Source organism: Isoptericola sp. NPDC057653 (genome assembly GCF_042799955.1).
In the GTDB taxonomy this organism is placed as follows: Bacteria; Actinomycetota; Actinomycetes; order Actinomycetales; family Cellulomonadaceae; genus Isoptericola.
Genome location: NZ_JBHVHP010000002.1, coordinates 810,250 through 836,387, shown reverse-complemented (window position 1 = coordinate 836,387; position 26,138 = coordinate 810,250). Strand labels below are relative to the sequence as shown.

Genomic DNA, 26,138 nt, shown 5'->3' with positions numbered 1-26,138 from the left:
CGACGACGCCCCGCCACCTCTCGCGAGGTGGCGGGGCGTCGTCGTGAGCCCGGCCGGTCAGGCCCCCGGCGTGGTCCGGCGCCGGCGGGCGAGCAGCGTCCCCGCACCGGCCGCGAGGAACGTGAGGGCCAGGACGAGCATCGGGACGAGCCCGTCGCCGGCCCCGGTGCGGGGCAGGGTGCCCGTGCCCGGCGTGCCCGCGCCGGGCGTGCTGCCGGCCCCGGGATCGAGGGTCCCGTCGTCCCCGCCGCCGATGTCGGAGCCGACGAGCACCACCTGGAAGGTCGCGGAGGCACTGTCCTCCTCGGAGACGCGGGTCGCCGTCCCGGTGTGTGTGCCGAGCTCGAAGTCCGCCGGGACGACGAACGTCCAGGTGGCGACGCCCCGGGCGTCGGCGACGGTGACCGGCAGCTGCACGGGCTCGGAGCGGATCACGGCCCGCACCTTCTCGCCGGGCTCGAAGCCGGAGGCGTGGAAGGTCTGGAGCTCGCCCTGCGCGACCTGGTCCGTCGAGAACCAGGCGCGCAGCGTGCGCGTCCCCGGGCCGGTCGTGGGCTCGGTGACGGTGAGCGACCCCTCCGCGGTGGTGCCGTCGGGACCGGTGCCGACCACCGTGTGGTCGCCCGGTTCGGCGTCGTCGGGGACGGGGAGCGTGACCGTCCCGGATCCGTCGTCGCCCGGGACGCACTCGACCGGGTCGCCGACCGGCTCGCCGTCCGGGCCCACGAGCTGGACCTGGACGGGGCCGTCGCCGAAGCCGTCGCAGGTGACGGTCACCGTGTCGCCGGGGGCGGCGGTGCCGGGGTCGACGCCGATCGACGGCTCGCCCGGGGAGGTCAGCGAGGTGACCTCCAGCGGCGCCTGCACGGTGCCGCCCGAGGAGTCCGTCGCCACGACCGTGTGGTCGCCGGGGGTGGCGTCGGCCGGGACCGGCAGCACCACGCTGAAGGTGCCGTCCGGGTTCACGGTGACGTCGACCGGGTCGCCCACGGGGTCGCCCGCGGCGTCCTCGAGCTGGAGTGTCACCTGGTCGCCCGGGACGAAGCCGCCGCCCGCGACGGTCGTGCTGCCGCCCACCGGGACGACGCCCGGGCTGGCGGTGATCGCGGGCTCCGCCGGCGCGGTGACCTCGAGCGGCGCCTCGGCCTGCGCGCCGGACGGGTCGGTCGCCACGACGGTGTGGTCGCCGGGCTCCGCGTCGGCGGGAACGGGGATCTCGGCGGTGATGGTGCCGTCCTCGCCCGCGGTGACCGTGACGGGTTCGCCGACGGGGTTGCCGTCGTGGTCGGTGAGCTGGACGGTGACGTCCTCGCCCGGGGTGAAGCCGTCGCCCGTGACCGTGGTGCTGCCGCCCGCGGTCACGGTGCCCGGGTCCACGGCGACGGTCGGGGCCGCCGTGACGGCCAGCGGGCCCTCGGCGGTGGCGCCCGAGGAGTCCGTGGCGACGACGGTGTGGTCGCCGGGCTCCGCGTCCGCGGGGACGGGGACCTCGGCGGTGATCGTGCCGTCGTCGCCCGCGGTCACGGTCACCGGGTCTCCGACGGGGTTGCCGTCGGGGTCGGTGAGCTGGACGGTGACGTCCTCGCCGGGGGTGAAGCCGTCGCCGGTGACGGTCGTGGTGCCGCCGGCCGGGACGGTGCCCGGGTCGACGCCGATCGTCGGCGCCGCGGTGACGGTCAGCGGGCCCTCGGCGGTGGCGCCGGACGGGTCCGTGGCGACGACGGTGTGGTCGCCCGGCGTCGCGTCGGCCGGTACCGGGACGTCGACGGTGAATCCGCCGTCGTCGCCCGCGGTGACGGTGACGGGTTCGCCGACGGGGTTGCCGTCGGGGTCGGTGAGCTGGACGGAGACGTCGCCACCGGGCGTGAACCCGGTGCCGGTGACGGCGGTGGTGCCGCCGGCCGGGACGGTGCCCGGGTCGGCGGTGACCGTCGGGGCCGCGGTCACCTCGAGCGGCGCGGTGGCCGTGGCGCCGCTGACGTCCTGCGCCGTGACCGTGTGGTCGCCGGCGGGGGCGTCGGAGGGGACGGGGACGTCGACGACGAAGCCGCCGTCGTCGCCCGCCGTGGCCGTGACCGGGGCGCCGACGGGGTTGCCGTCCGGACCGGTGAGCTGCACCGCGACCTCGGAACCCGGTGTGAAGCCGGAGCCCGTGACGGCGGTGGTGCCGCCGGCCGGGAGCGACCCCGGGTCGGGGACGAGGGCCGGCGCGGCGGTGACCACGAGCCCGGCCTCCGCGGTCGCGCCGGAGGAGTCCGTGGCGACGACGGTGTGGTCGCCGGGCTCCGCGTCCGCGGGGACGGGGATCTCGGCGGTGATGGTGCCGTCGTCGCCCGCGGTGACGGTGACGGGGTTTCCGACGGGGTTGCCGTCGGGGTCGGTGAGCTGGACGGTGACGTCCTCGCCGGGGGTGAAGCCGTCGCCGGTGACGGTGGTGGTGCCGCCGGCCGGGACGGTGCCCGGGTCGACGCCGATCGTCGGCGCGGCGGTGACCACGAGCCCGGCCTCCGCGGTCGCGCCGGAGGAGTCCTCCGCCACGACGGTGTAGTCGCCGGGCTCCGCGTCCGCGGGGACGGGGATCTCGGCCGTGATGGTGCCGTCGTCGCCCGCGGTGACGGTGACGGGGTCTCCGACGGGGTTGCCGTCGGGGTCGGTGAGCTGGACGGTGACGTCCTCGCCCGGGGTGAAGCCGTCGCCGGTGACGGTGGTGGTGCCGCCGGCCGGGACGGTGCCCGGGTCGACGCCGACCGTCGGGGCGACGGTCACCCGGAGCGGGGCGGTGGCCTCGGCGCCGGTGACGTCGGTCGCGACGACCGCGAGGTCGCCCGGGGTCGCGTCCGCCGGGACGGGGACGTCGACGGTGATGGTGCCGTCGTCGCCCGCGGTGGTCGTGACGGGGTCGCCGACCGGGTCGCCGCTCCCGTCGGTCAGCTGCACCGTGACGTCGGAGCCCGGCGTGAACCCGGAGCCCGTGGCGGTGGTGGTGCCGCCGGCCGGCACGGTGCCCGGGTCGACGGCGACGGTCGGGGCCGCCGTGACGGCCAGCGGTGCCTCGGCGGTGGCGCCCGTGACGTCCGTGGCGACGACGGTGTGGTCGCCCGGGGTGGCGTCGGCGGGGACGGGCAGGTCGACGGCGATGGCACCGTCGTCGCCCGCGGTGGTCGTGACGGGGTCGCCGACCGGGTCGCCGTCGCCGTCCGTGAGCTGGACCGTGACGTCGGAGCCCGGGGTGAACCCGTCGCCCGTGACCGCGGTGGTGCCGCCCGCCGGGACGGTGCCCGGGTCGGCGACCAGCGTCGGCGCCGCGGTGACCGTCAGGGGAGCGTCGGCGGTGGCGCCGGTGGAGTCCGTGGCGACGACGGTGTGGTCGCCCGGGGTGGCGTCGGCGGGGACGGTGAGGTCGGCGGTGATGGTGCCGTCCTCACCCGCGGTGGTCGTGACCGGGTCGCCCACGGGGGCACCCGCGTCGTCGGTGAGCTGGACGGTGACGTCCTCGCCGGGGGTGAAGCCCCCGCCCGTGACAGCGGTGGTGCCGCCGGCCGGGACGGTGCCCGGGTCGACGGCGACCGACGGCGGACCGGTCACGGCGAGGTCCGCCTGCGCGGTGGCGCCGCTGACGTCGGTCGCCGCGACCGTGTACGGGCCGCTGGGCGTGTCGCCCGCGACGGTCAGGGGCGTGGTGATCGCTCCGCCCGGCCCGGCGGTGACGGTGACCGGGTCGCCGACCGCGCCGCCGCCGGCGTCGGTGAGCTGCACGGTGACGTCGGAGCCCGGCGTGAATCCCTCGCCGGTGACGGTGGTGGTGCCGCCGGCCGGGACGGTGCCCGGGTCGGCGGAGAGCGTCGGGGCGGCGGCGATGGCCAGGGCCGCGGAGGCGGTCGCCCCGGTGACGTCCGTCGCCACGACCGAGTGCGGGCCCGGGTCGGTCCCCGTGCCCGTGGGCAGGGACACCTCGATCGCGCCCGCGTCGTCGGCGGTCGTGGTGACCGGGCCGCCGACGGGCACGCCGTCGGAATCGGTGAGCTGCACGGAGACCTCGGAACCCGGGGTGAACCCCGTGCCCGTCACGGTCGTCGTGCCGCCGGCCGGGACGGTGCCCGGGTCGACGGCGACCGTCGGGGCGTCGGTGACGGCCAGAGGCGTCTCGGCGGTGAGGCCCGAGACGTCGGTCGCGACCACGGTGTACGCGCCGGGCGTCGTGCCCGCGCCGGTGGGCAGGTCGACCTCGATCGCGCCCGCGTCGTCGGCGGTCGTGGTGACGGGGTCGCCGACGGCGGCGCCGGTCCCGTCCGTGAGCTGCACGGTGACGTCCCCGCCGGGCGTGAACCCGGTCCCGGTGACGGTGGTGGTGCCGCCGGCCGGGACGGTGCCCGGGTCGGCGGCGACGGCCGGGTCGATGACGGAGAGGTCGGCCTGCGCGCCGGCGCCGGTGACGTCGGTCGCGACGACGGTGTACGCACCCGGGTCCGCGACGTCCGGCACGGTCAGCGGCGTCGTGACCGCGCCGTCGCCGGTCGCGGGGACGGTGACGGGGTCGCCGACGGGGGCACCCGCGTCGTCGGTGAGCTGGACGGTGACGTCGGAGCCCGGGGTGAAGCCCGCCCCGGTGACGGTCGTCGTGCTGCCCGGGACCACCGTCGCCGGGTCGAGCGCGACCGAGGGCGCGTCGGTCACCGTGAGGGTCGTGTCGGCCGTGGCGCCCGTCGAGGCGTCCGTGGCCACGACGGTGTACCCGCCGGCGGCGGTCCCCGCCGCGGTGGGCAGGTCGACGGAGAGGGTGCCGTCGTCGCCGGCCGTGCCGGTCACGGGGTCGCCGACGGGGGCGCCGGAGCCGTCGGTCAGCTGGACCGAGACGTCGCCGCCGGGGGTGAAGTTCTCGCCCGTGACCGTGGTGGTGCCGCCGGCCGGGACGCTGGCCGGGTCCGCCGCGATGGCGGGGGCGGCCGTGACGGCCAGCGGCGTGGTCGGCGTGACGCCGGACGGGTCGCCGGAGGCGGTCACCGTGTAGTCGCCCGCCGCGGTGGCCGCGGCCACGGGCAGCGGGACCGTGAAGGTGCCGGACCCGTCCGTGGTGACGGGGACCGGGTCGCCGACGGGAGCGCCGTCGGAGTCCGTGAGCTGCACGGTCAGGTCGGTGTCGGGGGAGAAGCCCGTGCCCGAGATCGCGGTCTGGGCGCCCGCCTGGACCGTCGTGGGGTCGGCGGCGATCGTCGGGGCCTCCACCGCGCGCACGCTCGCCGAGGCGAGGTTCACGGTGGCGAGGTCGTCACCCGTGCCCAGCGAGAGCAGGCGCAGCGACAGGGCGCGCTCGGTGAACGACTCCGTGCCCGTCGGGTCCTGGTCGGGCAGGTCGCCCGGCTGCTCCTGCACGTTGCCGGTGAGGGAGACGACGCCGGTGAGCACGTCCAGCACGGGGCCGACCACGTCCGCCGCGAGCGATCCCGTGATGCCGTCGAGCGTCGTCTCCAGCGTGTCGACCAGGGTGAACACCGCCCCGACCGGGGCGAGGAGGGCGTTCACGACGGCGGACGCGAGCGCCTGGGTGGAGCCGAGCCCGAGGGCCCCGAGCAGGGTGTTGACGAGCGCCGTGCTGCCGAGGACCTCGATGTCCGCGGTCGCCTGGCCGGCGTCGATCTCGCCGAGGCTGGCGTCCAGGTCGATGTTCAGGACGTCCTGCCACGTCAGGGCGAACGCCTGGAAGGCGATGTGCACGTCGACCGCGGTGGCTTCGACGGCGCCCCGGACGCCGTCGGCGACGTCCTGCACGACGGAGGTGATGGTGCTGGTCACCGCGTCGGAGATCGCGGCGACGACGTCGCCGTCGAGGATCTCGTAGTTCGCGGGCAGCGCGTTGAGGTCGGGCAGGTCGGGGTCGTCGTTGAGCAGCTGCTCGAGGTCGACCCTGACCTCGCCGGTCTGGAGGTTGACCTGGACCGCCCCGTCGCCCACGAAGCCCGTGGGCAGGGCCTGCGTGAGGTCGGGGACGGTCACGTCCACGGTGCCGGTGGAGCGCGCGACACCGAGGTTGACGTTGATCAGCCCGTTGAGGGCCGTGGTGAGCGTCGTCTCGAGCCCGTTCAGGGACGTCTGCACGGGGGTGATGGCGTCCTGCAGCTGCGTGTAGACGTCGCCGACCAGCGGGCTGGTCAGGTCCACGGTGGCGCCGGCGACCTGGTAGGCCCCGGTCGCGGCGGCGCCGGGCTCGGCCTGCGCGGTCGCGGACAGCGCGCCGAGCGACAGGTCGAGCTGCGAGACGGTGGAGTCGCGGAGGGCCTCGGGCACCAGGGGCGTCAGGGTCACGGTGGCGTCGGCCGGGAACTGCTCCGACCCGCCGACCGAGATCGCGCCCTGGTCGGTCACGGCCCCCGAGGCGGAGGTCGACCCGTCGGCGTCGGCACCCGCGTACTGGTTCACGGCCCCGAGCTCGATGATGCCGCCCGGGCCGAACAGCTGGAGCGTGTCGGTGAGGTCGACGTCGAGCGTGTTGAGCACGTCGGCGGCGAGCGGGTTCGTCTCGGGCGAGGCGCCCGACGGGTAGGCGGCGTCGGCGCCCTCGACCGTGGCGATCGAGTCGAGGTCCATGTTCCCGAGGACGACGTCGCCGCCGAGGAACTTGCCCAGCGACTCCGACACGTCGGTGGGCGCCGCGGACGCGCTCGGGGCGCCCGCGAAGGCGAGCGCCCCGAGCACGGCGGCGGAGGTCACGCCGGCGGTGAGGTTCCGCAGGGCGCCCCCGCGCCGTCGGGAGCGTGGCGGGGGAGCCGCACCGTTCCCGTGAGCTGTCGAACGACCCTGCTTCGCATGACGGCGCGCACGTGCCATCGGTCTCCCCCTTGGACCTTGACTGCGGCACACCGTCGTTGGTGGCCTCGGGCGCCAACATAGGTTGCTCGGGTCATGCAGGCATCGCGAAGGACAAATGCACCCGGGTGCAACATTCGGGCATCGGGGGCAGGTGTCGCGGAGGGGGCGACGGGGGCGGAACGGACCTCTCAGGCGTTGGTGACGGTGAGTGCCACGTTGTGCCCGCCGAACCCGAACGAGTTGTTGATCGCGACGATGTCGCCGTCGGGGAGCCGCTCGGGGGTGTCGCGCACGAGGGGCACCTGGAGCTCGGGATCCGGGTTCTCCACGTTGATCGTGGGCGGCGCGAGGCGCTCCGACACGGCCTTGACGGTGAAGAGGGTCTCGAGCGCGCCGGCGCCGCCCAGCAGGTGGCCGGTCATCGACTTGGTGGCCGAGAGGCGCACGTGGTCGGCCTCCCCGCCCATGAGGGTGCGGATCGACGCGGTCTCGGTGAGGTCGCCGACCTTGGTGGACGTGGCGTGCGCGTTCACGTGGACGACGTCGAGCGAGGTGGCACCGGCATCCTCGAGCGCGCGGCGCATCGCGGAGACCTGCCCGGTGCCCTCGGGGTCCGGGGAGGTGATGTGGTAGGCGTCGGCGGACAGGCCCAGGCCGGCGATCTTCGCGTAGACGCGCGCCCCGCGAGCCGCGGCGTGTTCGGCGCTCTCGAGCACCAGCACGGCGGCGCCCTCGCCGATGACGAAGCCGTCGCGGTCGATGTCGTAGGGGCGCGACGCGTGCTGCGGGTCGTCGTTGCGCAGCGAGAGGGTGCGCGAGGCCGCGAAGGCGGCGATCGGCATCGGGTGGATCGTGGCCTCGGTGCCGCCGCACACGACGACGTCGGCGCGGCCGTTGCGGATCATGTCCACGCCGTACCCGATGGCCTCGGCGCCCGAGGCGCAGGCGGAGACGAGGGCGTGCGCCCCGGCCTTGGCGCCGAACTCGAGCGAGACGTACGCGGCGGGGGAGTTGGGCATGAGCATCGGGACCGTCATGGGGAGCATGCGGCGGGCGCCGCGCTCCTTGAGGGTGTCCCAGCCGTCCAGCGTGGTCCAGATGCCGCCGATGCCGGACGACACGACCGCGCCGAGACGCTCGCCGTCGACCTCGGGGGCGCCGGCGTCCTGCCAGGCCTCGCGGGCCGCGACCATCGCGTACTGCGTGGACGGGTCCATGCGCTTGGTCTCGGGGCGGGAGAGCACCTGGTCGGGGGTGACCTTGATGGTGGCGGCGAAGGTGACCGGGAGCCCGTACTTCTCCGCCCAGTCGTTGTCGAGGGGGCGCGCACCCGACTCTCCCGCGAGGGCCGCGGCCCAGGTGCTGGGGGCGTCGCCACCGAGCGGGGTGGTGGCGCCGAGGCCGGTGACGACGACGTCGCGCGAGGCGGGGGCGGCAGTCATGGGTGGGTCACTCCTGAGGTGAGAGCGGGTGTGGGGTGAGGGCTGCTCGATCAGGTTGCCGGGCGGGCCGGGTGCTCCCGGCCCGCCCGCGCGGCGGGGCGTGCGCCCCGCGGGCGTCACGCGGCCTGCGCACCCTCGATGTACGAGACGGCGTCGCCGACGGTGGTGAGGTTCTTGACCTCGTCGTCCGGGATGCGGACGCCGAACTTGTCCTCGGCGTGGGTCACGATCGTCATCATCGACAGCGAGTCGATGTCGAGGTCGTCCGTGAACGACTTCTCCGACACGACCGCGTCCGTGGGCAGACCGGTCTCCTCGGCGACGATCTCGGCAAGACCCTCGAGGATCTCCTGGGAGGTGTAAGCCATGGGGTGCGTCTCTCCTTGAACGGGGTACCGGCCGTCCGGCACCGTGGGGTGTTGCGGTGCGATTGTCCCGCACCACGGGGGTCGGTCACGACCTCGGGCGCAGATCCGGGCGGATCCTGGCCGGGGCGGGACCGGAGGCTAGGGCAGCACCACGACCTGTGCCGCGTAGACGAGGCCCGCGCCGAAGCCGATCTGCAGGGCCAGGTCGCCGGAGCGGGCCTGCCCCTCGGCCAGCAGCCGCTCGGTGGCGAGCGGGATCGACGCGGCCGACGTGTTGCCGGTGTCGGCGATGTCACGCGCCACGACGACGCTCTCGGGCAGCCGCAGCTGCTTCACGAGCTGGTCGATGATGCGCATGTTCGCCTGGTGCGGCACGAAGACCTGGACGTCCTCGGGCTCGACGCCCGCCTCCGCCATCGCCTTGGCCGCGATCGGGGCCATCTGGAAGCTGGCCCACTTGAACACGGTCGGGCCGTCCTGGCGGAGCGTCGGCCAGCCGGCCGTGGGCTCCGCACGCAGGTCGGACCAGCCGCGGGTCTGCGAGATGGCCTGCGACTTGGCGCCGTCGGAGCCCCACACGGTCGGGCCGATGCCCGGGGTGTCCGACGGGCCCACGACGGCGGCGCCCGCGCCGTCGCCGAGCAGGAACGAGATCGACCGGTCGGTGGGGTCGACGAAGTCCGACATCTTCTCGGCGCCGATGACGAGCACGTTCCGCGCGGCGCCGGAACGCACGAGGGCGTCGGCCTGGCCGATCCCGTACGCGTAGCCGGCGCAGGCGGCGGACACGTCGTAGGCCGCGGCGGGCGTCGCGCCCAGGCGCTCGGCGAGGACGGCGGCCCCCGCGGGCGTCTGGTGGAAGTACGTCACCGTGGACAGGATCACGACGTCGACGTCCGCGCCGGTGAGCCCGGCGGCGTCGAGCGCCCTGCGGGCCGCGGCCTCCGCCAGGTCGAGCACGTCGACGTCCGCGGCGGCGTACCGACGCGTGACGATCCCGGTGCGCTGGCGGATCCACTCGTCGGACGAGTCGATCGGGCCGGCCACGTCGTCGTTGGTCACGACGCGCTCGCCGCGCTCGCCGGCCACGGCCAGGATCCGCGAGAAGCGGACGGGCTCGGCCTGGCGGAGCGTCGGGCGGGCCCCGGTGCGGGGGTGGGTCACGCGGAGGTCTCCGCGCCACCCGCGACGGAGTGGCGGGCGATGAGGTCGCGGGCCGCCTCGATGTCCTCGGGGGACTTCACCGCGACCGACTCGACGCCCTTGAGCGCGCGCTTGGCCAGGCCGGTGAGGACGCCGCCGGGGGCGAGCTCGAGGATGCCGGTGACGCCGCGCTCGGCGAGCGTCGCCTGGCAGAGGTCCCAGCGCACCGGCGCGGTGACCTGGGCCGCGAGGCGGGCCAGGACGTCCGTGGCGGTGCCGTGGCCGTGCGAGCCCGGCGCGAGCGCGTCGTAGGAGGCGCCGTCCGCGTCGGACAGCAGCGGCAGGCGCGGGTCGGTGGCGAGCCAGCCGGTCGCGACCTGCTCGAACGCCACGCGGGCCGTCTCCATGAAGGGCGTGTGGAACGCGCCGGCGACCTGCAGGGGGATGACGCGGGCGCGCGTCGGCGGGTCGGCGGCCAGCGCGGCGAGGCGCTCCAGGTCGCCGGCGGCCACGACCTGGCCGCCGCCGTTGACGTTGGCCGGGAACAGCCCGGCCGCCTCGATGGAGGCGAGCACCTCGTCGGGGTCGCCGCCCACGACGGCGCTCATGCCCGACGGCGCGGCCGCGGCGGCCTCCGCCATCGCCCGGGCGCGGTGGGAGACCAGGCCCACGGCCCCGGCGTCGTCGAGCGCGCCCGACACGGCGGCCGCGCTGAGCTCGCCGACGGAGTGCCCGGCGGTGACGTCCACGACCTCGGTCGTCGGGCGCCCGTCGAGGATCGCGCGGAGCGCGAGCAGCGAGGTCGACACGATGAGCGGCTGGGCCACGGCGGTGTCACGGATCGTGTCGGCGTCCGACGTCGTCCCGTGCTGGGCGAGGTCGGTCCCGGCCGCGGCCGAGAAGGAGTCGAGCAGGTCGGCGGTGCCGGGCAGCTCCAGCCAGGGGCTGAGCATCCCGGGGGTCTGAGAGCCCTGTCCAGGGCAGACAACGGCGAGCACGGACCCACGGTGCCACTCCGCGCCCCTGACGGGTCGTCGCGACCCGCACGAACCTCGCGGAAGGCGATTGTGGGAATCCTCCAACGGGCCTCAGCCCGCGGTGGCGCCGCCCTCGAGCTGGCCGAGGGCCAGCGCGATCTGCAGGACGAACGACTCGCGCGCGTCGAGCGGGTCCCAGCCGGTGATCTCCGAGACCTTGCGCAGCCGGTACCGCACCGTGTTGGGGTGCACGTAGAGGCGGCGGGCCGCGGCCTCGAGCGAGCGGCCGGTGCCCAGGTAGGCGGACAGCGTCTCCAGCACGGAGCCGGACGCCTCCTGCAGGGGGCGGAACGCCTGCGCCACCAGGGTGCGCCGCGCCGTGACGTCGCCGGTCAGGACGCGCTCGGGCAGGATCTCGTCGGCCAGCACGGGGCGCGGGGCCTGCGGCCAGGCGGGCGCGGCGGCGAGGCCGGCCAGGGCGGCGGCGGCGGACGCCGGCGCGTCGGAGACGTCGGGCACCACGCCGCCGATCACCACGGGGCCGGGGCCGAACCGGTCCAGCAGCGACGTGGCCGCCGCGACCAGGTCGCCCTCGCCGCCCAGCACCAGCACCAGCCGGTCGCCGTGGATCCCGACGAGGGCGTCGCCCGCGGCGCGGCGGGCCAGCCGGCGCAGCTCGGCCGTGCGGACGTCGTCGAGCCGCGTCGTCGCCTCGCCCACGACGACGAGCGCCTGGCCACGACCGCTCCAGCCGAGCGCCGAGACGCGCGAGCGCAGCGAGTCGTCGCCGTCGCCCCGCACGAGGGCGTCCACGACCAGGGCCTCGAGGCGTGCGTCCCAGGCGCCGCGGACCTCGGCCGCCCGGGCGTACACCTCGGCGGCGGAGAACGCGATCTCGCGGGAGTAGCGCAGCACCGCCTCGCGCAGCTCGCGCTCGTACCCGGGGGCGGCGATCTCGTCGGAGTGCTGCTCCACGACGTCGACCATGAGGCGGACGAGCTGCAGGGTGTGCTGCAGGGAGATCGAGCGCGTGAGCTCGGGCGGCGCCGCCGCGAACATCTCGCCCACGCCGTGGGGAGTGGGCGTGGGCTCGGCGAACCAGCTCACGAAGGCGTTGATGCCGGACTGCGCCACGAGGGCCACGTAGGAGCGGTCCTCGGCCGGGAGCTGCCGGTACCAGTGGACCTCCTCGTCGAGGCGGCGCATCGCCGCCGAGGTGAGCACCCCCAGGTGCTCGCGCACCCGCGCGACGTTCTCGCCGCGGCTGACGGGCGTCGGCCCCCCACCCGTCGAGGTGCTGCCGTCGCCGGCGTCCGTCCCGCTGACCGTGGACGTCGGTGTGCCGCTGCTCGTCATGGGTCGAGGATACGGGCGAGGTTGTGGGGAGTGCACAAACGGACGCGGTCGGCGCGGGCCCCGGCCGGTGCGGGGGACATTGGATAGTGTCGGTCCATGGCCCTCTTGCCCCGGCTCCGGCAGCTGCTGCGTCGGCCCTTCTCCGCGTCCACGGTCGCGGCACGCCGTCCGACGCCCTCGCAGCCGCACGGCGAGCACCTGCACGAGGACGCCCTGCGCACCATCCTCACCGACGACCCGAACGACGCCCGCGCGTTCCGGGCGCTCGCCGAGATCGTGCGCCGGCGGGCGGCGCAGACCCCGAACCCCGAGGACCCGCTCACCGCGCCGCCGGAGGAGGCCCGGCAGCGGGCCGCCGACCTCGCCGTCTGGTCGCTGGCGGAGGAGCTCGCCGGCCACCCGCGCGCCTGGCGCCCGCTGCTCGAGCTGGGGCGGCTGTCCGTGGCCGACGACCCGGAGGGTGCCTCCCGCCGGCTGGCCACGGCCGCCTCGCGGGAGCCGAGCGGCGAGGCGCTCGCCGAGGGGCTGGCGATCCTGCGCGAGGCGGGCATGCCGACCGAGGCGCTCGGGCTGGGCATCGGTCACTGGCGGGCGCGCGAGCACACGCCGGAGGTGGGCCGCCACCTCGTGCTGGCCGCCCTCGAGGCCGACCGCGTCGCCGAGGCCCGCCAGCACCTCGCGTCGCTCGAGCTGCATCCCGGCACGAAGGAGCTGCGCGCCGAGCTCGGCCGCGCCGTCGCCGCGCGCGAGCAGACCTCGCCGCGGTAGCCCTGGCGGGGCCGGCGGGTCCCCGGACGCGAGGAGGCCCCGAGCCGTACGGCTCGGGGCCTCCTCGCTACCTCGGCGGGCGGGTCAGCTGTCGCCGCCCGCGACGCCGGAGGTGCCGGCGTTCACGTCGAGCAGGCGGTACTTCTCGACCGCCTTGGCGACGACATCGGCCGGGACCTCGCCACGGCGGGCGAGCTGCTGCAGCGTCTTCACGACCATCGACGGACCGTCGATGAGGAAGAAGCGGCGCGCGGCGGCACGCGTGTCGGAGAAGCCGAAGCCGTCCGCCCCGAGCACCGCGTAGTCGCCGGGCACCCAGGCGCGGATCTGGTCGGGCACCAGGTGGTCGTAGTCGCTCGTCGCGACGAACGGGCCCTGGGCGCCCGACAGCTTCTGCGTCACGTACGGGGTACGCGGCTCGGCGGCCGGGTCGACGAGGGCGTCCTTCTCCGCGGCGAGCGCGTCACGACGCAGCTCGTTCCAGGAGGTCACCGACCACACGTCGGCCGACACGCCCCAGTCCTCGGCGAGGAGCTGCTGCGCCTCGAGCGCCCACGGCACGCCCACGCCGGAGGCGAGGAGCTGCGCCTTGGGGCCCTCGGCGCCGGACGTCGAGATCCGGTGGATGCCGCGGAGGATGCCGTCGACGTCCACGTCCTCCGGCTCGGCCGGCTGGATCATCGGCTCGTTGTACACCGTGAGGTAGTACATGACGTTCTGGTCGCGGCCGTCGGACCCGTCGCCGTACATGCGCTCGATGCCGTCGCGCACGATGTGGCGGATCTCGTAGCCGAACGCCGGGTCGTACTGGACCATCGCCGTGTTGGTGCCGGCGATGAGCGGCGAGTGGCCGTCGGCGTGCTGCAGGCCCTCACCCGTGAGGGTGGTGCGGCCGGCCGTGGCGCCGATGATGAAGCCGCGGGCGAGCTGGTCGCCGGCCGCCCAGAACTGGTCGCCGGTCCGCTGGAAGCCGAACATCGAGTAGAAGATGTAGACCGGCACCATGGCCTCGCCGTGCGTCGCGTACGACGTGCCCACGGACTGGAACGCGGCGGCCGAACCCGCCTCGTTGATGCCGGTGTGCATGATCTGCCCGGCCTCGGACTCCTTGTAGCTCAGCATGAGCTCACGGTCCACGGCGAGGTAGTTCTGCCCCTGCGTGTTGAAGATCTTGGCGCTCGGGAAGATCGCGTCCAGACCGAAGGTGCGGGCCTCGTCGGGGATGATCGGCACGATGCGCTTGCCGAACTCCTTGTCCTTGATGAGGTCCTTGAGCAGGCGCACGAAGGCCATGGTGCTGGCGACGTGCTGCGTGCCCGAGCCCTTCTTGAGGATCTCGTAGGCCTTCGGCTCCGGGAGCGTGAGCGGCTTCGGCGTCGCGCGACGCTCGGGCAGGAACCCGCCCAGGTGCCGGCGGCGCTCCAGCATGTACTGGATCGCCTCGTCGTCCATCCCCGGGTGGTAGTACGGGGGCAGGTACGGGTCGGCGTCGATCTGCTCGTCCGTCAGCGGGATGCGCAGGTTGTCGCGCAGCGCCTTGAGGTCCTCGTTCTTGACCTTCTTCATCTGGTGCGTGGCGTTGCGGCCCGCGAAGCTCGAGCCGAGGGCGTAGCCCTTGACCGTCTGCGCCAGGATGACCGTCGGCTGGCCCGTGTGGGCGCGCGCGGCCGAGTACGCCGCGTAGATCTTGCGGTAGTCGTGGCCGCCGCGCTTCATGTTCCAGATGTCGTCGTCGGTCATGTTCTCGACGAGCGCCTTGGTCCGCGGGTCGCGGCCGAAGAAGTGCTCGCGGATGAACGCGCCGGACTCCGCACGGTAGGTCTGGTAGTCGCCGTCGGGCGTGGCGTTCATGAGGTTGACCAGCGCGCGGTCCTTGTCCGCGTTGAGCAGGGCGTCCCACTCGCGGCCCCAGATCACCTTGATGACGTTCCAGCCGGCGCCCTTGAACTGGGCCTCCAGCTCCTGGATGATCTTGCCGTTTCCACGGACCGGGCCGTCGAGGCGCTGCAGGTTGCAGTTCACGACGAAGGTCAGGTTGTCCAGCGACTGGTGCGCCGCGAGCTGCAGCATGCCGCGCGACTCCGGCTCGTCCATCTCGCCGTCGCCGAGGAACGCCCAGACGTCCTGCTGGCTCGTGTCCTTGATCCCGCGGTTGTGCAGGTACCGGTTGGTCCACGCCTGGTAGATCGCGGAGGCCGGGCCGAGGCCCATGGAGACCGTCGGGAACTCCCAGAAGTCCGGCAGCATCCGCGGGTGCGGGTAGGAGGGCAGGCCGCCGCCGGCGTGCGACTTCTCCTGGCGGAAGCCGTCCAGCGTCTCGGCGGACATGCGGCCCTCAAGGAAGCTGCGGGCGTACTGGCCGGGCGAGGAGTGGCCCTGGAAGTACACCTGGTCGCCGCCGCCGGGGTGGTCCTTGCCGCGGAAGAAGTGGTTGAGGCCCACCTCGTACAGCGTCGCCACCGACGCGTACGACGAGATGTGGCCGCCCACCGCGACCTCCGGGCGCTGCGCGCGCGTCACCATGACGGCGGCGTTCCAGCGGATCCACGAGCGGTAGCGCCGCTCCATGGCCTCGTCGCCCGGGAAGTACGGCTCGTCGTGCACGGCGATCGAGTTGACGTACGGCGTCGCCACCGACGCGGGGATGTGCACGTTGCGCTCCCGCGCGCGGCGCAGCAGGTTCAGCATGACGTAGCGCGCCCGCGGGCCGCCCTTGTCGTCGATCAGGCCGTCGAACGACTCGACCCACTCGCCGGTCTCGGCGGGGTCGATGTCCGGGACGGCGCTGAGCAGGCCGTTGATCAACGGTCCGGTCTCGTCGTACGAAGCCACCAGCAACCTCTCTCATCTGCGGACGGTGTGCGGCACATGGTCGCCGCCCCGGTCCGTGTCAGGCATCCCGTCGTGAGGGCACCGCGACGCGTGGTCGCGACGGTGCGGCCCCCGAACGGGTGGTCATCACTCATTGTGTCCCCAGACGGCCCGGGGGAACACCATCAGGCGGTCAAGGATCCGTGATCTACGTCATGCCGGGCCTACCGGTTGTTGCGGAGGTCACTGTCCCGTCCCGGCATCCGGCAAACCTGGAGGCCACCCGGGGGTTGCCGGGCGGCGCCGCTTCCGGTGGACTACGTTGGCGCACACGACCGAAGAGCGCTTCGCGCGCGCGTCGGTATTCGTCAGACGGAGAGGAACGAAGGTCCAACGTGGGTAAGCAGGCGGAATCCCCGGTAGCTCGATTCGGGTTCGCCCCCGGCCAGGTGGTGCAGGAGTTCGGATGGGGCGACGACGTCGACGACGCGCTCCGTGCGGCGGTCGAGGAGGTCGTCGGCGGTGAGCTCGTCGACGAGGACTACGACGACGTCACCGACGGCGTCATCGTGTGGTGGCGTGACGACGACGGCGACCTCACGGACATGCTGGTCGACGTGCTGACCGTGCTGGACGACGGCGGGCTGGTCTGGCTGCTCACGCCGAAGCCCGGACGCGACGGCCACGTGGGGCACGACGAGATCCAGGAGGCCGCGACCACGGCCGGCCTGCACGCCACCAGCACCTTCGCCGTCGCGCCGGACTGGTCGGCCACGAAGCTCGCCAACCGCGGTCGCGGGCGCTGAGCCGGTGAGCGGTACCGCCCCCGAGGTGCGGTGGCGGCCCGGCGACCCCGCCCCCGACTTCACGCTGCCGGACACGCACGGGACCCCCGTGCACCTGGCCGACCTCCGGGGCGAGAACGTGCTGGTCGTGTTCTACCCGTTCGCCTTCTCGGGCATCTGTACGGGCGAGCTGTGCGAGCTGCGCGACAACATCGAGGACTTCGAGGCCGCGGGCGTGCGCCTGCTGGCCGTCTCGACCGACCCCGTCTTCGCGCTCAAGGCGTGGCAGGAGCAGGAGGGGTTCGGCTTCGACCTGCTCAGCGACTTCTGGCCGCACGGGGCCGTCGCGGAGTCCTACGGCGTCCTCGACGCCGGCAGCGGGCACGCCCTGCGCGGGTCGTTCCTCGTCGACGTCGACGGGATCGTGCGCTGGTCGGTCGTCAACCCGCGCGGGCAGCGTCGTGACCTGGAGTCCTACCGGGGGGCGCTCGCCGAGCTCTGACGCGGCCGGCGCCGGCGGCGGCGCGGCGCTGGTACCGGCGGGACCCCGGCGCCCGGTATTCTTTCCTGCGCTGCCCAGGGCCTGTAGCTCAGCTGGTCAGAGCGCCACGCTTACACCGTGGATGTCGGGGGTTCGAGTCCCTCCGGGCCCACCCTCGGCGCCGCCGCGCCGCTGACCTGCCGCTTCACCCGCCTGCGCCGCCTGAGCGATGGTGACCCGCCCGGCGCGGGGGTAGAACGAAGCCATGGAGCGGGTGCGGGTCTACCTCCTCGACGACCACGAGCTGGTGCGGCGCGGTCTGGAGAGCCTGTTCGAGACCGAGGACGGCCTCGAGGTCGTGGGCAGCTCCGGGACGGCGGCCGAGGCGATGCGGGAGATCCCGCGCGCCCGGCCCGACGTCGCGCTGCTCGACGTGCGGCTGCAGGACGGCTCCGGGATCGAGGTCTGCCGCGAGCTGCACTCGTCGGTGCCGGGGCTCCGGGCGCTGATGCTCACGTCGTACGACGACGACGAGGCGCTGTTCTCGGCGATCATGGCGGGCGCGGCCGGCTACCTGCTGAAGGTGATCAGCGGGTCCGACGTCGTCGACGCGGTGCGCCGGGTGGCCGCCGGTCAGTCCTTGATCGACCCGGCCCTGACGGCGCGCGTGCTGGAGCGGCTGCGCGCCGGGCCCGCGCAGGCTCCCGCGCTGGCGGTGCTGAGCGCGCAGGAGCACAAGGTGCTGACCCTGATCGCGGAGGGCCTGACGAACCGGCAGATCGGGGCGCAGATGTTCCTCTCCGAGAAGACGGTGAAGAACTACGTGTCGAACATCCTCACGAAGCTCGACCTGGAGTCGAGGACGCAGGCTGCCGTCCTGGCGACCCGGCTGCTGGGAGCGCCCGAGCACGGCCCTGCCTGACGGGCGCCCCTCAGGCGGGGGCGGCGGGGCCGCCGGCACCGCGCACCGGCACGCGCCAGGTGAGCACGCTGCCGCGCGGCGCGCGGGGCGCGAGCTCGAGGGTCCCGCCGAGCTCGCGGGCACGGTCGGCGAGGTTGAGCAGCCCGCCGCGCGCCGCCGCGGGGTCGAAGCCGCGGCCGTCGTCGCCGACCGTGCAGGTCAGCTCGCCGGTGGTCGCGACGACGTCGACCCAGACGGTGCCGGCGGCCGCGTGCCGCGCGCTGTTGGACAGCCCCTCGCGCAGGACCGCGACCACGTGGTGGTGCAGCGCGCCGTCGACGACCGTGTCGACGGGCCCCTCGATCCGCAGCACCGGGGGGCGGTCCAGCACCCGGGCGTACTCCGCCACGAGCGTCTGGACCTTGGAACGCAGGGAGTCCTGCCGGCCGTGGGCCGGCCGCAGCTCGGCGATCGAGTGCCGCACCTCGCGGATGGTGGCGTCGAGGTCGTCGGTCACGGTGCGCAGGCGCTCGCGCACGTCCGGCGGGGAGCGCCGCTCGATGGCCGTGATCTGCAGCCCGAGCGCGAACAGCCGCTGGGTGACGACGTCGTGCAGGTCGCGCGCGATGCGGTTGCGCTCCGCGAGGACGGCGATCTCCTGCTGCATGGCCCGGGTGTGCCGCCGCTCCAGGACGAGGGACGCCTGGCCCGCGAAGGCGGTGACGAAGTCGGACTCCTCGGTGAGGTTCTCCGCGTAGCCGCGGCCGGGCAGCACGACGACGAGCGCGCCCCGGGTGAGCGTGTCGATGGAGAGCCGGGTCATGACGGCCTCGCCGTCGTCCGGCACCTCGGCCCAGCGGGTCTCGCTGCTCGCCATCGCGAGCATGAGGGCGGGGTGCAGGTCGGCCAGCGTGCGCGCGGGGTCGCGGGACAGGTCGCCGACGGCGGCGCGGACCGTGAACGTCCGCAGCGCGTCGGCCGGGTCGGGGGCGATCGCCAGCGCGGTCCGGCCGCCCGACGCCCGCAGGGCCGCGCGCAGCACGGCGTCGACGGCCTCGTCCGTCCCCGCGGCGCGCAGGACCGCCGCGGGCACGGCGGCGGTCGCCTCCAGCCAGCGCGCGCGCCGCTCGGCCGTGAGGAGGAGGTGGGCGTGGTCGACGGCGAGGCCGGCCAGGCTCGCGAGCGCGGCGACCGCGCGCTCGTCGTCGGCCGTGAAGGTCGGGCCGGTGGTCTTGTCCGTGAGGTACAGGTTGCCGAAGACGTGGCCCCGCACCTTCACGGGCAGCCCGAGGAAGGTGGTCATCGGGGGGTGCCCCGGCGGGAAGCCCGAGGACGACGGGTGCCGGGACAGGTCGTCGAGGCGCAGGGCCTCCTGGTGGACGATGAGGTGGCCGAGGAGCCCGCGCCCCGTCGGCAGGGGCCCGATCCGCGCGCGCTCCTCGTCGGTGACACCCTCGGCGACGAACTCGACGAGGTGCCGCCGGGAGCGGCCGATCACGCCGAGCGCCCCGTAGCGCGCGCCGGACAGCGCGCACGCGGCCCGCACCACGCCGACCAGCAGGTCGCGCAGGTCGAAGTCGGCCGCGGGGCCGCTGACCGCCTGCAGGACGGCGTCCTGCACCTCTTCCGAGGTCCTGTCCACGTGTGGAGCGTATTCCGGCCGTTCCCGCCGGGCACGGCCGACCCCCGGGGAGCGCCCGGGGGCGGTCGGGTGCGGCCCCGTCACACCAGGACGGGCCATCGACGGACCAGCGACGTGCGCTGCCACCAGCCGCCGAGCCCGAGGGTGCGTCCGGCGTCACCGAGCGCGAGGGCGACCAGGACCAGCGCGTAGACCAGGTGGTCGTCCATGAACGGGTTGTTCGCGGGCGGCAGGACCGCGGACCACATGAGCACCAGCAGGAGGGCGCCGGTCACGGCCGCGACACGCATGCCGATGCCGAGGATCAGCGCCAGACCGAGGCCCAGCAGCCCGACCATGAACAGCCAGTCCACCCACGCCTGACCGGCGAGGCCCTGGTAGAAGTCGGCGAACGGGCCGGCCGTGGCGTTCCCGAGGAACCCGGCGGTGGGCTGGCCGCCCTGGAGCCAGGCGCCGTCGGCCGGGGTCTCGTGGCCGAGGCCGAAGAGCTTGTCGAGGAAGGCCCACAGGAAGATCCAGCCGAGGCAGATCCTGATGACGCCGCCGACGTACCGCAGGGCCCGCCGCGCCCCCGGCGAGATCCCGGTCGACGCCTCGTCGGGGCCGCCCGGTCGCGCGACGACCGGAGGAGCCGCGTCGTGACGACTCTCGTGCGTGCTGCTGCTCATGATGGCGATCCTCCTGAGGACGGGCCGCCGACCGACGCGGCGGCGGGGGCTCCGGCGACCGGGGCGGTGGCCGGGACGAGGAGCTGTCCGTCGTCGGCGGGCTCTGTCGCCCGCCCTTCCTCGGCGTGCGCGCGGGACGCCTCCATCGGCGGCCGCGGCGGGACGACCTCGACCGGGCACCGGGCGTGCTGGAGCACGGCCCGGGTCACGCTGCCGAGGACGGCGGCCATCATCCGCGCGCCGAGGGCGCCGTGCCCGTGGCGGCCCATGACCAGGAGGTCGGCGTCCGCGGAGCGGCGCACCAGGGTGTCGGCCACGCCCGCGTACTCGAGGTGGTTCTCGAACGGCACGTCGGGGTGCGCGCGGGCGGCGTCCGCCACGAGGGCGTCGACGATGCCGTGCGCCTGCGCGCCCCACTCCTCCTGGACCGCCCACTCGTCGACCAGGTAGCTGTAGAACGGGTCCAGGCGCCAGCAGTGCAGGACCTCCACGCGGGCGGAGCGCTGCGCGGCCACCGCGAAGGCGTGCGCGAGGACCTCCGGCGAGCACCGCGACCCGTCGACGGCGGCGACGACCCGGCCGCGGTCGTCGTCCTGCGCCCAGCCCTCGGGCACGCTCACGACGGGGCAGACGGCCCTCGCCACGACGCCGAACGTCGTGCTGCCCGTGAACATCCGCTCGACGAAGGGTGCGGAGCGGTGGCCGAGGACGACGAGGCGCGCCTGACCGCCCGCCGCGGCGAGGAGCTCGACCGCGGGCCCGAGGGCCACCTGGAGCCGCGTCGCGACCCTCCCGTCCGACAGGTCCTCCACGAGGTCGCGCGCCTCGGCGAGCAGCTGGTGCCCGACGTCGACCAGCGGGTCGCCGCGGAGCACGGGCAGCATGGGGCCGACCGGCACGACCTCGTGGATCGCGTTGATCAGCCACAGCGAGCACCCGTCCCGCTCGGCCTGGCGGACGGCGAACGCCAGGGCCCGCGCGGACTCCGGCGACCCGTCGACGCCGACGACGATCGGGCGGTCCTCCCTGGTGTCCATCGGAAGCTCCGGTCCCTCGTGGGTCGTGGACGTCTCGCTGACCCCACTCTTCGCCGGGGCGGGCCCGCTGGGCAGGGCCGTCGGCCGGGTCCCCGCCAGGGCCGTTGGTCACGGCGCGGACCCTGCCCGCGCTCCGTGGCGGCCCGGCCGGCCGGGACCTTCGCCTCTGGCAGCCCGCCGGTCGCGCGTCGCACCGTGGGACCCATGGCGGGCGACGACGGGCGCATCGGACAGATCATCGACGCGGGGACGCGGGCGCCGAGCGTGCACAACACCCAGCCCTGGGCCGTGCGGGTGCACGACGAGCGGCACCTGAGCCTGCGGGCCGACCCGGCGCGCCGGCTGCCGCGCACGGACCCGCAGGGCCGGGAGATGTTCGTCAGCTGCGGGGCGTTCCTCCTGAACCTGCGCGTGGCCGCCGCGCACGAGGGCCTGGACGCGCACGCCCGGCTCGTGCCGGACCCCGACGACCCGATGCTCGTCGCCCGCGTCGCGCTGGGCCCGCTCACCGCTCCGGGCTTCTTCGACCCGCACCTGTACGCCGCGATCGGCGCGCGCCGTACGGCGCGCGGGTCGAGGGTCTCGACGCCGCTCGACCCGGCCACGGTCGCGCTGCTGCGGCGCGCCGTGGCGCTCGAGCAGGCCGGCCTCGTCCTGGTCGGCCCGCGTGCCCCCGCCCACGGGGCGCTGGTGACCGCGATGCGCCGGGCCGAGGCCTTCGTCGTGCTGGACCGGGAGCGGCAGGAGGAGGACCGGGACTGGCTCGGCGTCCCCCGCGGCGCGCCGGACGGGGTGCCGGCCGACGCCATGGGGACGTGGTTCCGCGAGCCGGTGCGCGACGTGCCCCCGGCGGGTCGCGACGAGGCCTCCGGGGCGCGGACCTTCGAGAGCGGCGCCACGGCCGTCATCGTCACGACCCGTGCGGACGGCCCGCGCGACTGGGTCGTCGCCGGCCAGGCCCTGGAGCGGATGCTCCTGGTCGCCACCACCCGGGGCGTCCAGGCGTCGTTCGCCACCCGGGTGCTGGAGGACCCCGCCACGCGCGCCGAGCTGGAGCGCGCGTGCTGCCCGGAGTCCCGGGCGCAGATGCTCCTGCGCCTCGGGTACGGCACGGGCGCGCCCGCGACGCCGCGCCGCGACCTGGACGACGTCGTCCTCGGCCCCGCGCCAGGCCCCGCGCTCGAACGTGACCGACACTGAGGTGGACCGACCACCGACCCGACCACCGACCCGACCGCCGGGAGGACCGCCGTGCTCGCCGCCGACATCATGACCACCGCCGTGGCCACCGTCGGGCCGGACGCCCGGGTGGAGGACGCGCTGCGGCAGCTGGGCGACCGCGCGGTGACCGCGCTCCCGGTCGTCGACGGCGACCGGCGCCTCGTGGGCATCGTGAGCGAGGCCGACCTCCTGGCGAGCGGGGTCGCGCGGGACCCCCGGGCGACCCTGCGGCGGGACGACGCGCCCGGCGCCGACCCCGCCCTGGTCGAGACGCGGGTGGGCGACGTCATGACGCGCGCCGTGATCACCGCCGCGCCGAACCAGGACGTCGCGGCCCTGGTCGGGACGATGCTCGCCCACGGCATCCGCTCCGTCCCCGTCGTCCTGGGGTCGCGCGTGGTCGGGATGCTCAGCCGCAGCGACGTGGTCCGCGCGCTGGCGCGCCGGGACGAGCAGGTGCGCCGGGACGTCGTGGCGCAGCTGCGGGGCGCCGGGCTCGACGACGGCGGCTGCGTGGTGGAGGACGGCGTCGTGCGGCTCAGCGGCGGGACGCCCGCCGACCTCCGCCTGGCGTCGTCGCTCGCGCGCACGGTGGCCGGCGTGCGCGCGGTCGTCGTGGACCCGCCGCTGAGCTGACCCGCCCCGTCAGCTCTTGAGGATCTCGCCGAACCGCTCGAGCACCAGCGGCGCATGCCTCGGCACGCCCGTCATGGGCACGACCTCGACCGGGACGCCGGGTCGCCCCAGCACCGCCCGGGTGGTGGGGCCGAGCCGGCCCGGGTGCTCGAGGTCCCGTCTCCGGCGGGCCAGGAGCAGGACGTCGGCGGAGGCCGCGGCGTCGACCAGCTGCGCCGCCGGCCGGCCGGGCACGACCGTGACCTCGACCTCGACGTCCGGGAAGCTCGCCCGCCAGTCGGCGACCGTCGACTCCAGCAGCCGGGTGGCCGCCACCACCCACTCGCCGGTGACGGCCCGGTGGTGGTCGAGGGCCGCGTAGGCGTCGGGCACGTGCCAGACGTGCACGACCTGCAGCAGCGCGCCCCGCGAGGAGGCCAGCGGGAAGGCGTACGACAGGAGCTCGGCCCCGGCCGGCTCGATGCCCGCGACCACCCGGCCGTGCTCGGTCGGCCGCCAGTCCCCGTCCACCACCGCCACGGGCACCGTGGCGCGTGCCGCGACGCCGGCCGTCGTGGTGCCGGTGTAGACCCGGTCGGGTCCCTGCCGCGTCTCGCGGCCGAGCACGACGAGGCTGCCGGAGGCCCCGGCGACGGCGATCTCGACCACCCGCCGCCCCTGGCGCAGCACGCCCTCGACGTCGAGCTCCGGGGCCGCGGCGCGCGCCTCGGCGACCGCGCGGCCGAGGATCTCGCGCGCAGTGCCCAGCAGGTCCTCGCGGGGGTAGTTCATGTAGGGCATCGACCCGCCGACGGGCAGCGTCGCGGGGGCGACGTGGACGACGCGCACGCCGGCCCGCCGTCGCCGTGCCTCGTGGAGCGCGTACCGGACGGCTCCGGCGCTGCGGTCGGTGCCGTCGACGGCGACGACGACGGGCGACGGGCGTTCGCGGGTGTTCATGGTGGCGTCCTTCCGGGTCGGGCCGGAGGGCGTGCCGGGGCGGACCCGTCGCACCTCGGCGGGACCCGCGGCGCGTCCCTCGGTGCCCAGCCTGGCAGGGGCTCGGGCGGCGGGACAGGGCCGTTGGTCACCGGTCGTCGGGACGCGGCCCCAGGGGGAGTCCGGGCCGATCGACCTGGGACGGTGCGGTCAGGAGGTGGTGCCGGCGTCGCCGCCCGTGCCGCCCGTGCCGCCGGCGTCGCCGGTGGGCGTGGGGTCGGGCTCCGCGGGGGCGGTGGTGGTCGGGTCGGGGTCCGGCTCGACGTCGGTGGGCGTGGGGTCCGGCTCGGTCGGCTCGTCGGTGGGCGTCGGCTTCGACGTCGGCGTCGGCGTGCTCGTCGGCGTGGGCTTGGCGGTGGGCGTGGGGGTCGCGGTGGGCGTCGGCGTGTCGGTGGGTGTCGGCGTGGGGGTCGGCGTGCTGGTCGCCGTCGGCCGCGGCCGTGACGTCTGACCCGTCTCCGGCTGCGTGGGCGGCGCGGTGGTGGGCTCGGTCGCCGTCGTGCTGGGCGACGGCGACGGGCTGTGGGTCGCGGGGACGACCGGGCGGCCGTCGTCCGGGTCGCGGAGCGACCAGAACGCGAACGCGCCCGCGGACGCCAGGAGGAGCGCGAGCACGACGACGATCGCGATGCGGCGGCCCCGACGCGCGGGCTCCTCGGCAGCGTCCTCGCCGGCGCCCGGGGCGGGGGGTCCGCCGGCGGGCGTCTCCTCGCCGGGAGCGTCGGGCGGGAGCTCCGACGGCGGCACGGCGCCGAGCTGGCGCGTGCGCTGGACCTCGGCGTCCGCGGCCGCCGCCGCGCCCGCGGCGGCCGCCATCCCGATCACCGCCGTGCGGTGCGGGTCGTCCTCGGCGATCTGGCCGAGCGTCTGGGTCTGGTCGCCGTCGGGTGTTCCGGGTGCCGCGGGCGCCGCCGGTGCGGTGGGTGCCACCGCGGCGGCCCCCAGGACGGCGGTGCCGCCCGTGCCGAGGAGCGTCGCGACGGCGCCCTCCATCGCGGCGGTCGACGCGTACCTGCGGGCCGGGTTCTTGGCCATCGCCCGGGCCACGAACCGGTCCACGGCGGCGGGGACGGCGGGGCGTCGGGCGGACGGAGCGGGAACGGGCGCCTCGACGTGGGCGCGCAGGACGTCGGCGGGCCGCGCCCGCTCGTACGGCGGGTGCCCGGTGAGGGCGAAGTACGCCAGCGCGCCGGCCGAGTACAGGTCGCTGCGGGCGTCGAGCGGCTTGCCCCGCGCCTGCTCGGGCGACATGTAGGCCGCGGAGCCGGTGACGAGGTCGCCGTCGCCGTCGCCGCCCCCGGGACCCGCGAGGCCCAGGTCGAGCAGCCCGACGGACATCGTGCCGTCCTCGTGCCGGTCGACCACGACGTTGCGCGGCCCGACGTCGCGGTGCACCAGCCCCGCGGCGTGCACGGCGCCGAGCCCGTCGAGCAGCCCGGACACCACGGCGAGCGCCTCCTGCCAGGGCAGGCCCGTGCCGGCCGCCAGCTCCGAGAGGGGGACGCCGGGGAGGTGGCGCATCAGGAGCCAGGGGACGTTCGCGCCCGCGACCTCGTCCTCGCCGGTGTCGAGGACCTTCGCGACACCCGGATGGTCCACCTCGGCGGACGCCGCGATCTCGCTGGCGAGCGCCGTGCGGGCCACCTCGTCGTCGACCAGATGGGGGTGGAGGACCTTGACGAGCAGCTCCGGCTCGTCGGCCTCGTCGGCCTCGTCGGCCTCGTCGGCCTCGTCGGCCTCGTCGGCCTCGTCGGCCTCGTCGGCCTCGGCCGGCTCGTCGCCGTCGGCGGGGGCGTCGCTCTCGCCGGGCGCCTCGCGCGGCAGGCGCGAGGCCTCGTAGACGGTGTAGGTGCCGCCCGTGCCGAGGATGTCGCCGAGCACGTACTTCCCGCCGAGCACCACGTGCCCGCCTGCCGACTCCTCGGTCGGTTCCTCCGGTGTCATGCGGTCACCGCTGCCGGGGCTGGACGTCGTGGTGGGCGGCCGCGCGCGGGGGAGCCGGGGGCGCGGCGAACTCGGTCATTTCAGTCATGGGCCTTCACAGGATAGGTGGTGGAGGCACGAGGTGCACGACCGGGTCTTCCGGTGGACTCAACTATCAGGTAACCTGCCTGCTAGTT

At 75.5% G+C, this 26,138-nt stretch carries 18 protein-coding genes and 1 tRNA gene; 7 read left to right on the top strand and 12 right to left on the bottom strand.

Annotation, left to right across the window (positions count from 1 at the left end; all coding sequences use genetic code 11):
- Positions 1–57: 57 nt before the first annotated feature.
- The 6 genes from ACFU9A_RS15015 to ACFU9A_RS14990 form a co-directional block, all read right to left on the bottom strand.
- Positions 58–6,705, bottom strand: coding sequence for a choice-of-anchor G family protein (locus ACFU9A_RS15015; protein WP_430576080.1), 6,648 nt, complete (start codon positions 6,703–6,705; stop codon positions 58–60).
- Positions 6,706–6,992: 287 nt separating this feature from the next.
- Positions 6,993–8,246, bottom strand: a complete 1,254-nt coding sequence (locus tag ACFU9A_RS15010; protein WP_430576079.1) for a beta-ketoacyl-[acyl-carrier-protein] synthase family protein — start codon at positions 8,244–8,246, stop codon at positions 6,993–6,995.
- A 116-nt stretch (positions 8,247–8,362) separates the two neighbouring features.
- On the bottom strand, positions 8,363–8,614 hold the full coding sequence (locus ACFU9A_RS15005; RefSeq protein WP_079574895.1) for an acyl carrier protein: 252 nt from the start codon (positions 8,612–8,614) through the stop codon (positions 8,363–8,365).
- Positions 8,615–8,752: 138 nt separating this feature from the next.
- Entirely contained in the window at positions 8,753–9,778 is a 1,026-nt protein-coding gene (locus ACFU9A_RS15000; protein WP_430576078.1) for a beta-ketoacyl-ACP synthase III, read from the bottom strand.
- Complete coding sequence (locus ACFU9A_RS14995; RefSeq protein ID WP_430576077.1) at positions 9,775–10,755, bottom strand: ACP S-malonyltransferase; 981 nt, start codon at positions 10,753–10,755, stop codon at positions 9,775–9,777. The genes ACFU9A_RS15000 and ACFU9A_RS14995 overlap by 4 nt, the downstream gene beginning before the upstream one ends.
- Positions 10,756–10,845: 90 nt before the next feature.
- Positions 10,846–12,090 (bottom strand): PucR family transcriptional regulator, encoded by a 1,245-nt coding sequence (locus ACFU9A_RS14990; RefSeq protein WP_430576076.1) that lies wholly within the window; start codon positions 12,088–12,090, stop codon positions 10,846–10,848.
- A gap of 96 nt (positions 12,091–12,186) precedes the next feature.
- Here ACFU9A_RS14990 and ACFU9A_RS14985 point away from each other — a divergent pair, with 96 nt between their 5' ends.
- On the top strand, positions 12,187–12,858 hold the full coding sequence (locus ACFU9A_RS14985; protein ID WP_430576075.1) for a hypothetical protein: 672 nt from the start codon (positions 12,187–12,189) through the stop codon (positions 12,856–12,858).
- Positions 12,859–12,942: 84 nt separating this feature from the next.
- On the opposite strand, the gene aceE is transcribed toward ACFU9A_RS14985, so the two are convergent.
- The gene (aceE, locus tag ACFU9A_RS14980) at positions 12,943–15,690 is read right to left on the bottom strand and encodes a pyruvate dehydrogenase (acetyl-transferring), homodimeric type (RefSeq protein ID WP_430576074.1); all 2,748 of its coding nucleotides are present in this window, start codon (positions 15,688–15,690) and stop codon (positions 12,943–12,945) included.
- A gap of 374 nt (positions 15,691–16,064) precedes the next feature.
- On the opposite strand from aceE, the gene ACFU9A_RS14975 reads away from it, so the two are divergent.
- From ACFU9A_RS14975 to ACFU9A_RS14960, 4 genes are all read left to right on the top strand, one after another.
- Positions 16,065–16,475: a DUF3052 domain-containing protein gene (locus tag ACFU9A_RS14975; RefSeq protein WP_430576073.1), complete on the top strand. Its 411-nt coding sequence runs from the start codon at positions 16,065–16,067 to the stop codon at positions 16,473–16,475.
- A gap of 4 nt (positions 16,476–16,479) precedes the next feature.
- On the top strand, positions 16,480–16,956 hold the full coding sequence (locus ACFU9A_RS14970) for a peroxiredoxin (RefSeq protein WP_430576072.1): 477 nt from the start codon (positions 16,480–16,482) through the stop codon (positions 16,954–16,956).
- 77 nt (positions 16,957–17,033) lie between these two features.
- Positions 17,034–17,107, top strand: a tRNA-Val gene (locus ACFU9A_RS14965).
- A gap of 93 nt (positions 17,108–17,200) precedes the next feature.
- On the top strand, positions 17,201–17,857 hold the full coding sequence (locus tag ACFU9A_RS14960) for a response regulator (RefSeq protein WP_430576071.1): 657 nt from the start codon (positions 17,201–17,203) through the stop codon (positions 17,855–17,857).
- A 10-nt stretch (positions 17,858–17,867) separates the two neighbouring features.
- On the opposite strand, the gene ACFU9A_RS14955 is transcribed toward ACFU9A_RS14960, so the two are convergent.
- The 3 genes from ACFU9A_RS14955 to ACFU9A_RS14945 all read right to left on the bottom strand — a co-directional run bounded on the left by ACFU9A_RS14955 (position 17,868) and on the right by ACFU9A_RS14945 (position 21,183).
- On the bottom strand, positions 17,868–19,478 hold the full coding sequence (locus ACFU9A_RS14955) for a GAF domain-containing sensor histidine kinase (RefSeq protein WP_430576070.1): 1,611 nt from the start codon (positions 19,476–19,478) through the stop codon (positions 17,868–17,870).
- An 80-nt stretch (positions 19,479–19,558) separates the two neighbouring features.
- Positions 19,559–20,146 (bottom strand): DoxX family membrane protein, encoded by a 588-nt coding sequence (locus tag ACFU9A_RS14950; RefSeq protein WP_430576069.1) that lies wholly within the window; start codon positions 20,144–20,146, stop codon positions 19,559–19,561.
- A complete protein-coding gene (locus ACFU9A_RS14945; protein ID WP_430576068.1) occupies positions 20,143–21,183 on the bottom strand; it encodes a universal stress protein in 1,041 nt (346 codons plus the stop codon). Before ACFU9A_RS14945 ends, ACFU9A_RS14950 begins: the two co-directional genes overlap by 4 nt.
- Before the next feature lie 204 nt (positions 21,184–21,387).
- Between ACFU9A_RS14945 and ACFU9A_RS14940 the strand changes: the two genes are divergently transcribed.
- Positions 21,388–22,383, top strand: a complete 996-nt coding sequence (locus ACFU9A_RS14940; RefSeq protein ID WP_430576067.1) for an Acg family FMN-binding oxidoreductase — start codon at positions 21,388–21,390, stop codon at positions 22,381–22,383.
- Between the two features lie 51 nt (positions 22,384–22,434).
- A complete protein-coding gene (locus ACFU9A_RS14935; protein ID WP_430576066.1) occupies positions 22,435–23,040 on the top strand; it encodes an HPP family protein in 606 nt (201 codons plus the stop codon).
- Positions 23,041–23,049: 9 nt separating this feature from the next.
- Here the strand turns inward: ACFU9A_RS14935 and ACFU9A_RS14930 are convergent, their stop codons facing one another.
- Positions 23,050–23,979 (bottom strand): universal stress protein, encoded by a 930-nt coding sequence (locus ACFU9A_RS14930; RefSeq protein ID WP_430576065.1) that lies wholly within the window; start codon positions 23,977–23,979, stop codon positions 23,050–23,052.
- A gap of 189 nt (positions 23,980–24,168) precedes the next feature.
- Positions 24,169–25,962, bottom strand: coding sequence for a protein kinase (locus ACFU9A_RS14925; RefSeq protein WP_430576064.1), 1,794 nt, complete (start codon positions 25,960–25,962; stop codon positions 24,169–24,171).
- Positions 25,963–26,138: the final 176 nt, after the last annotated feature.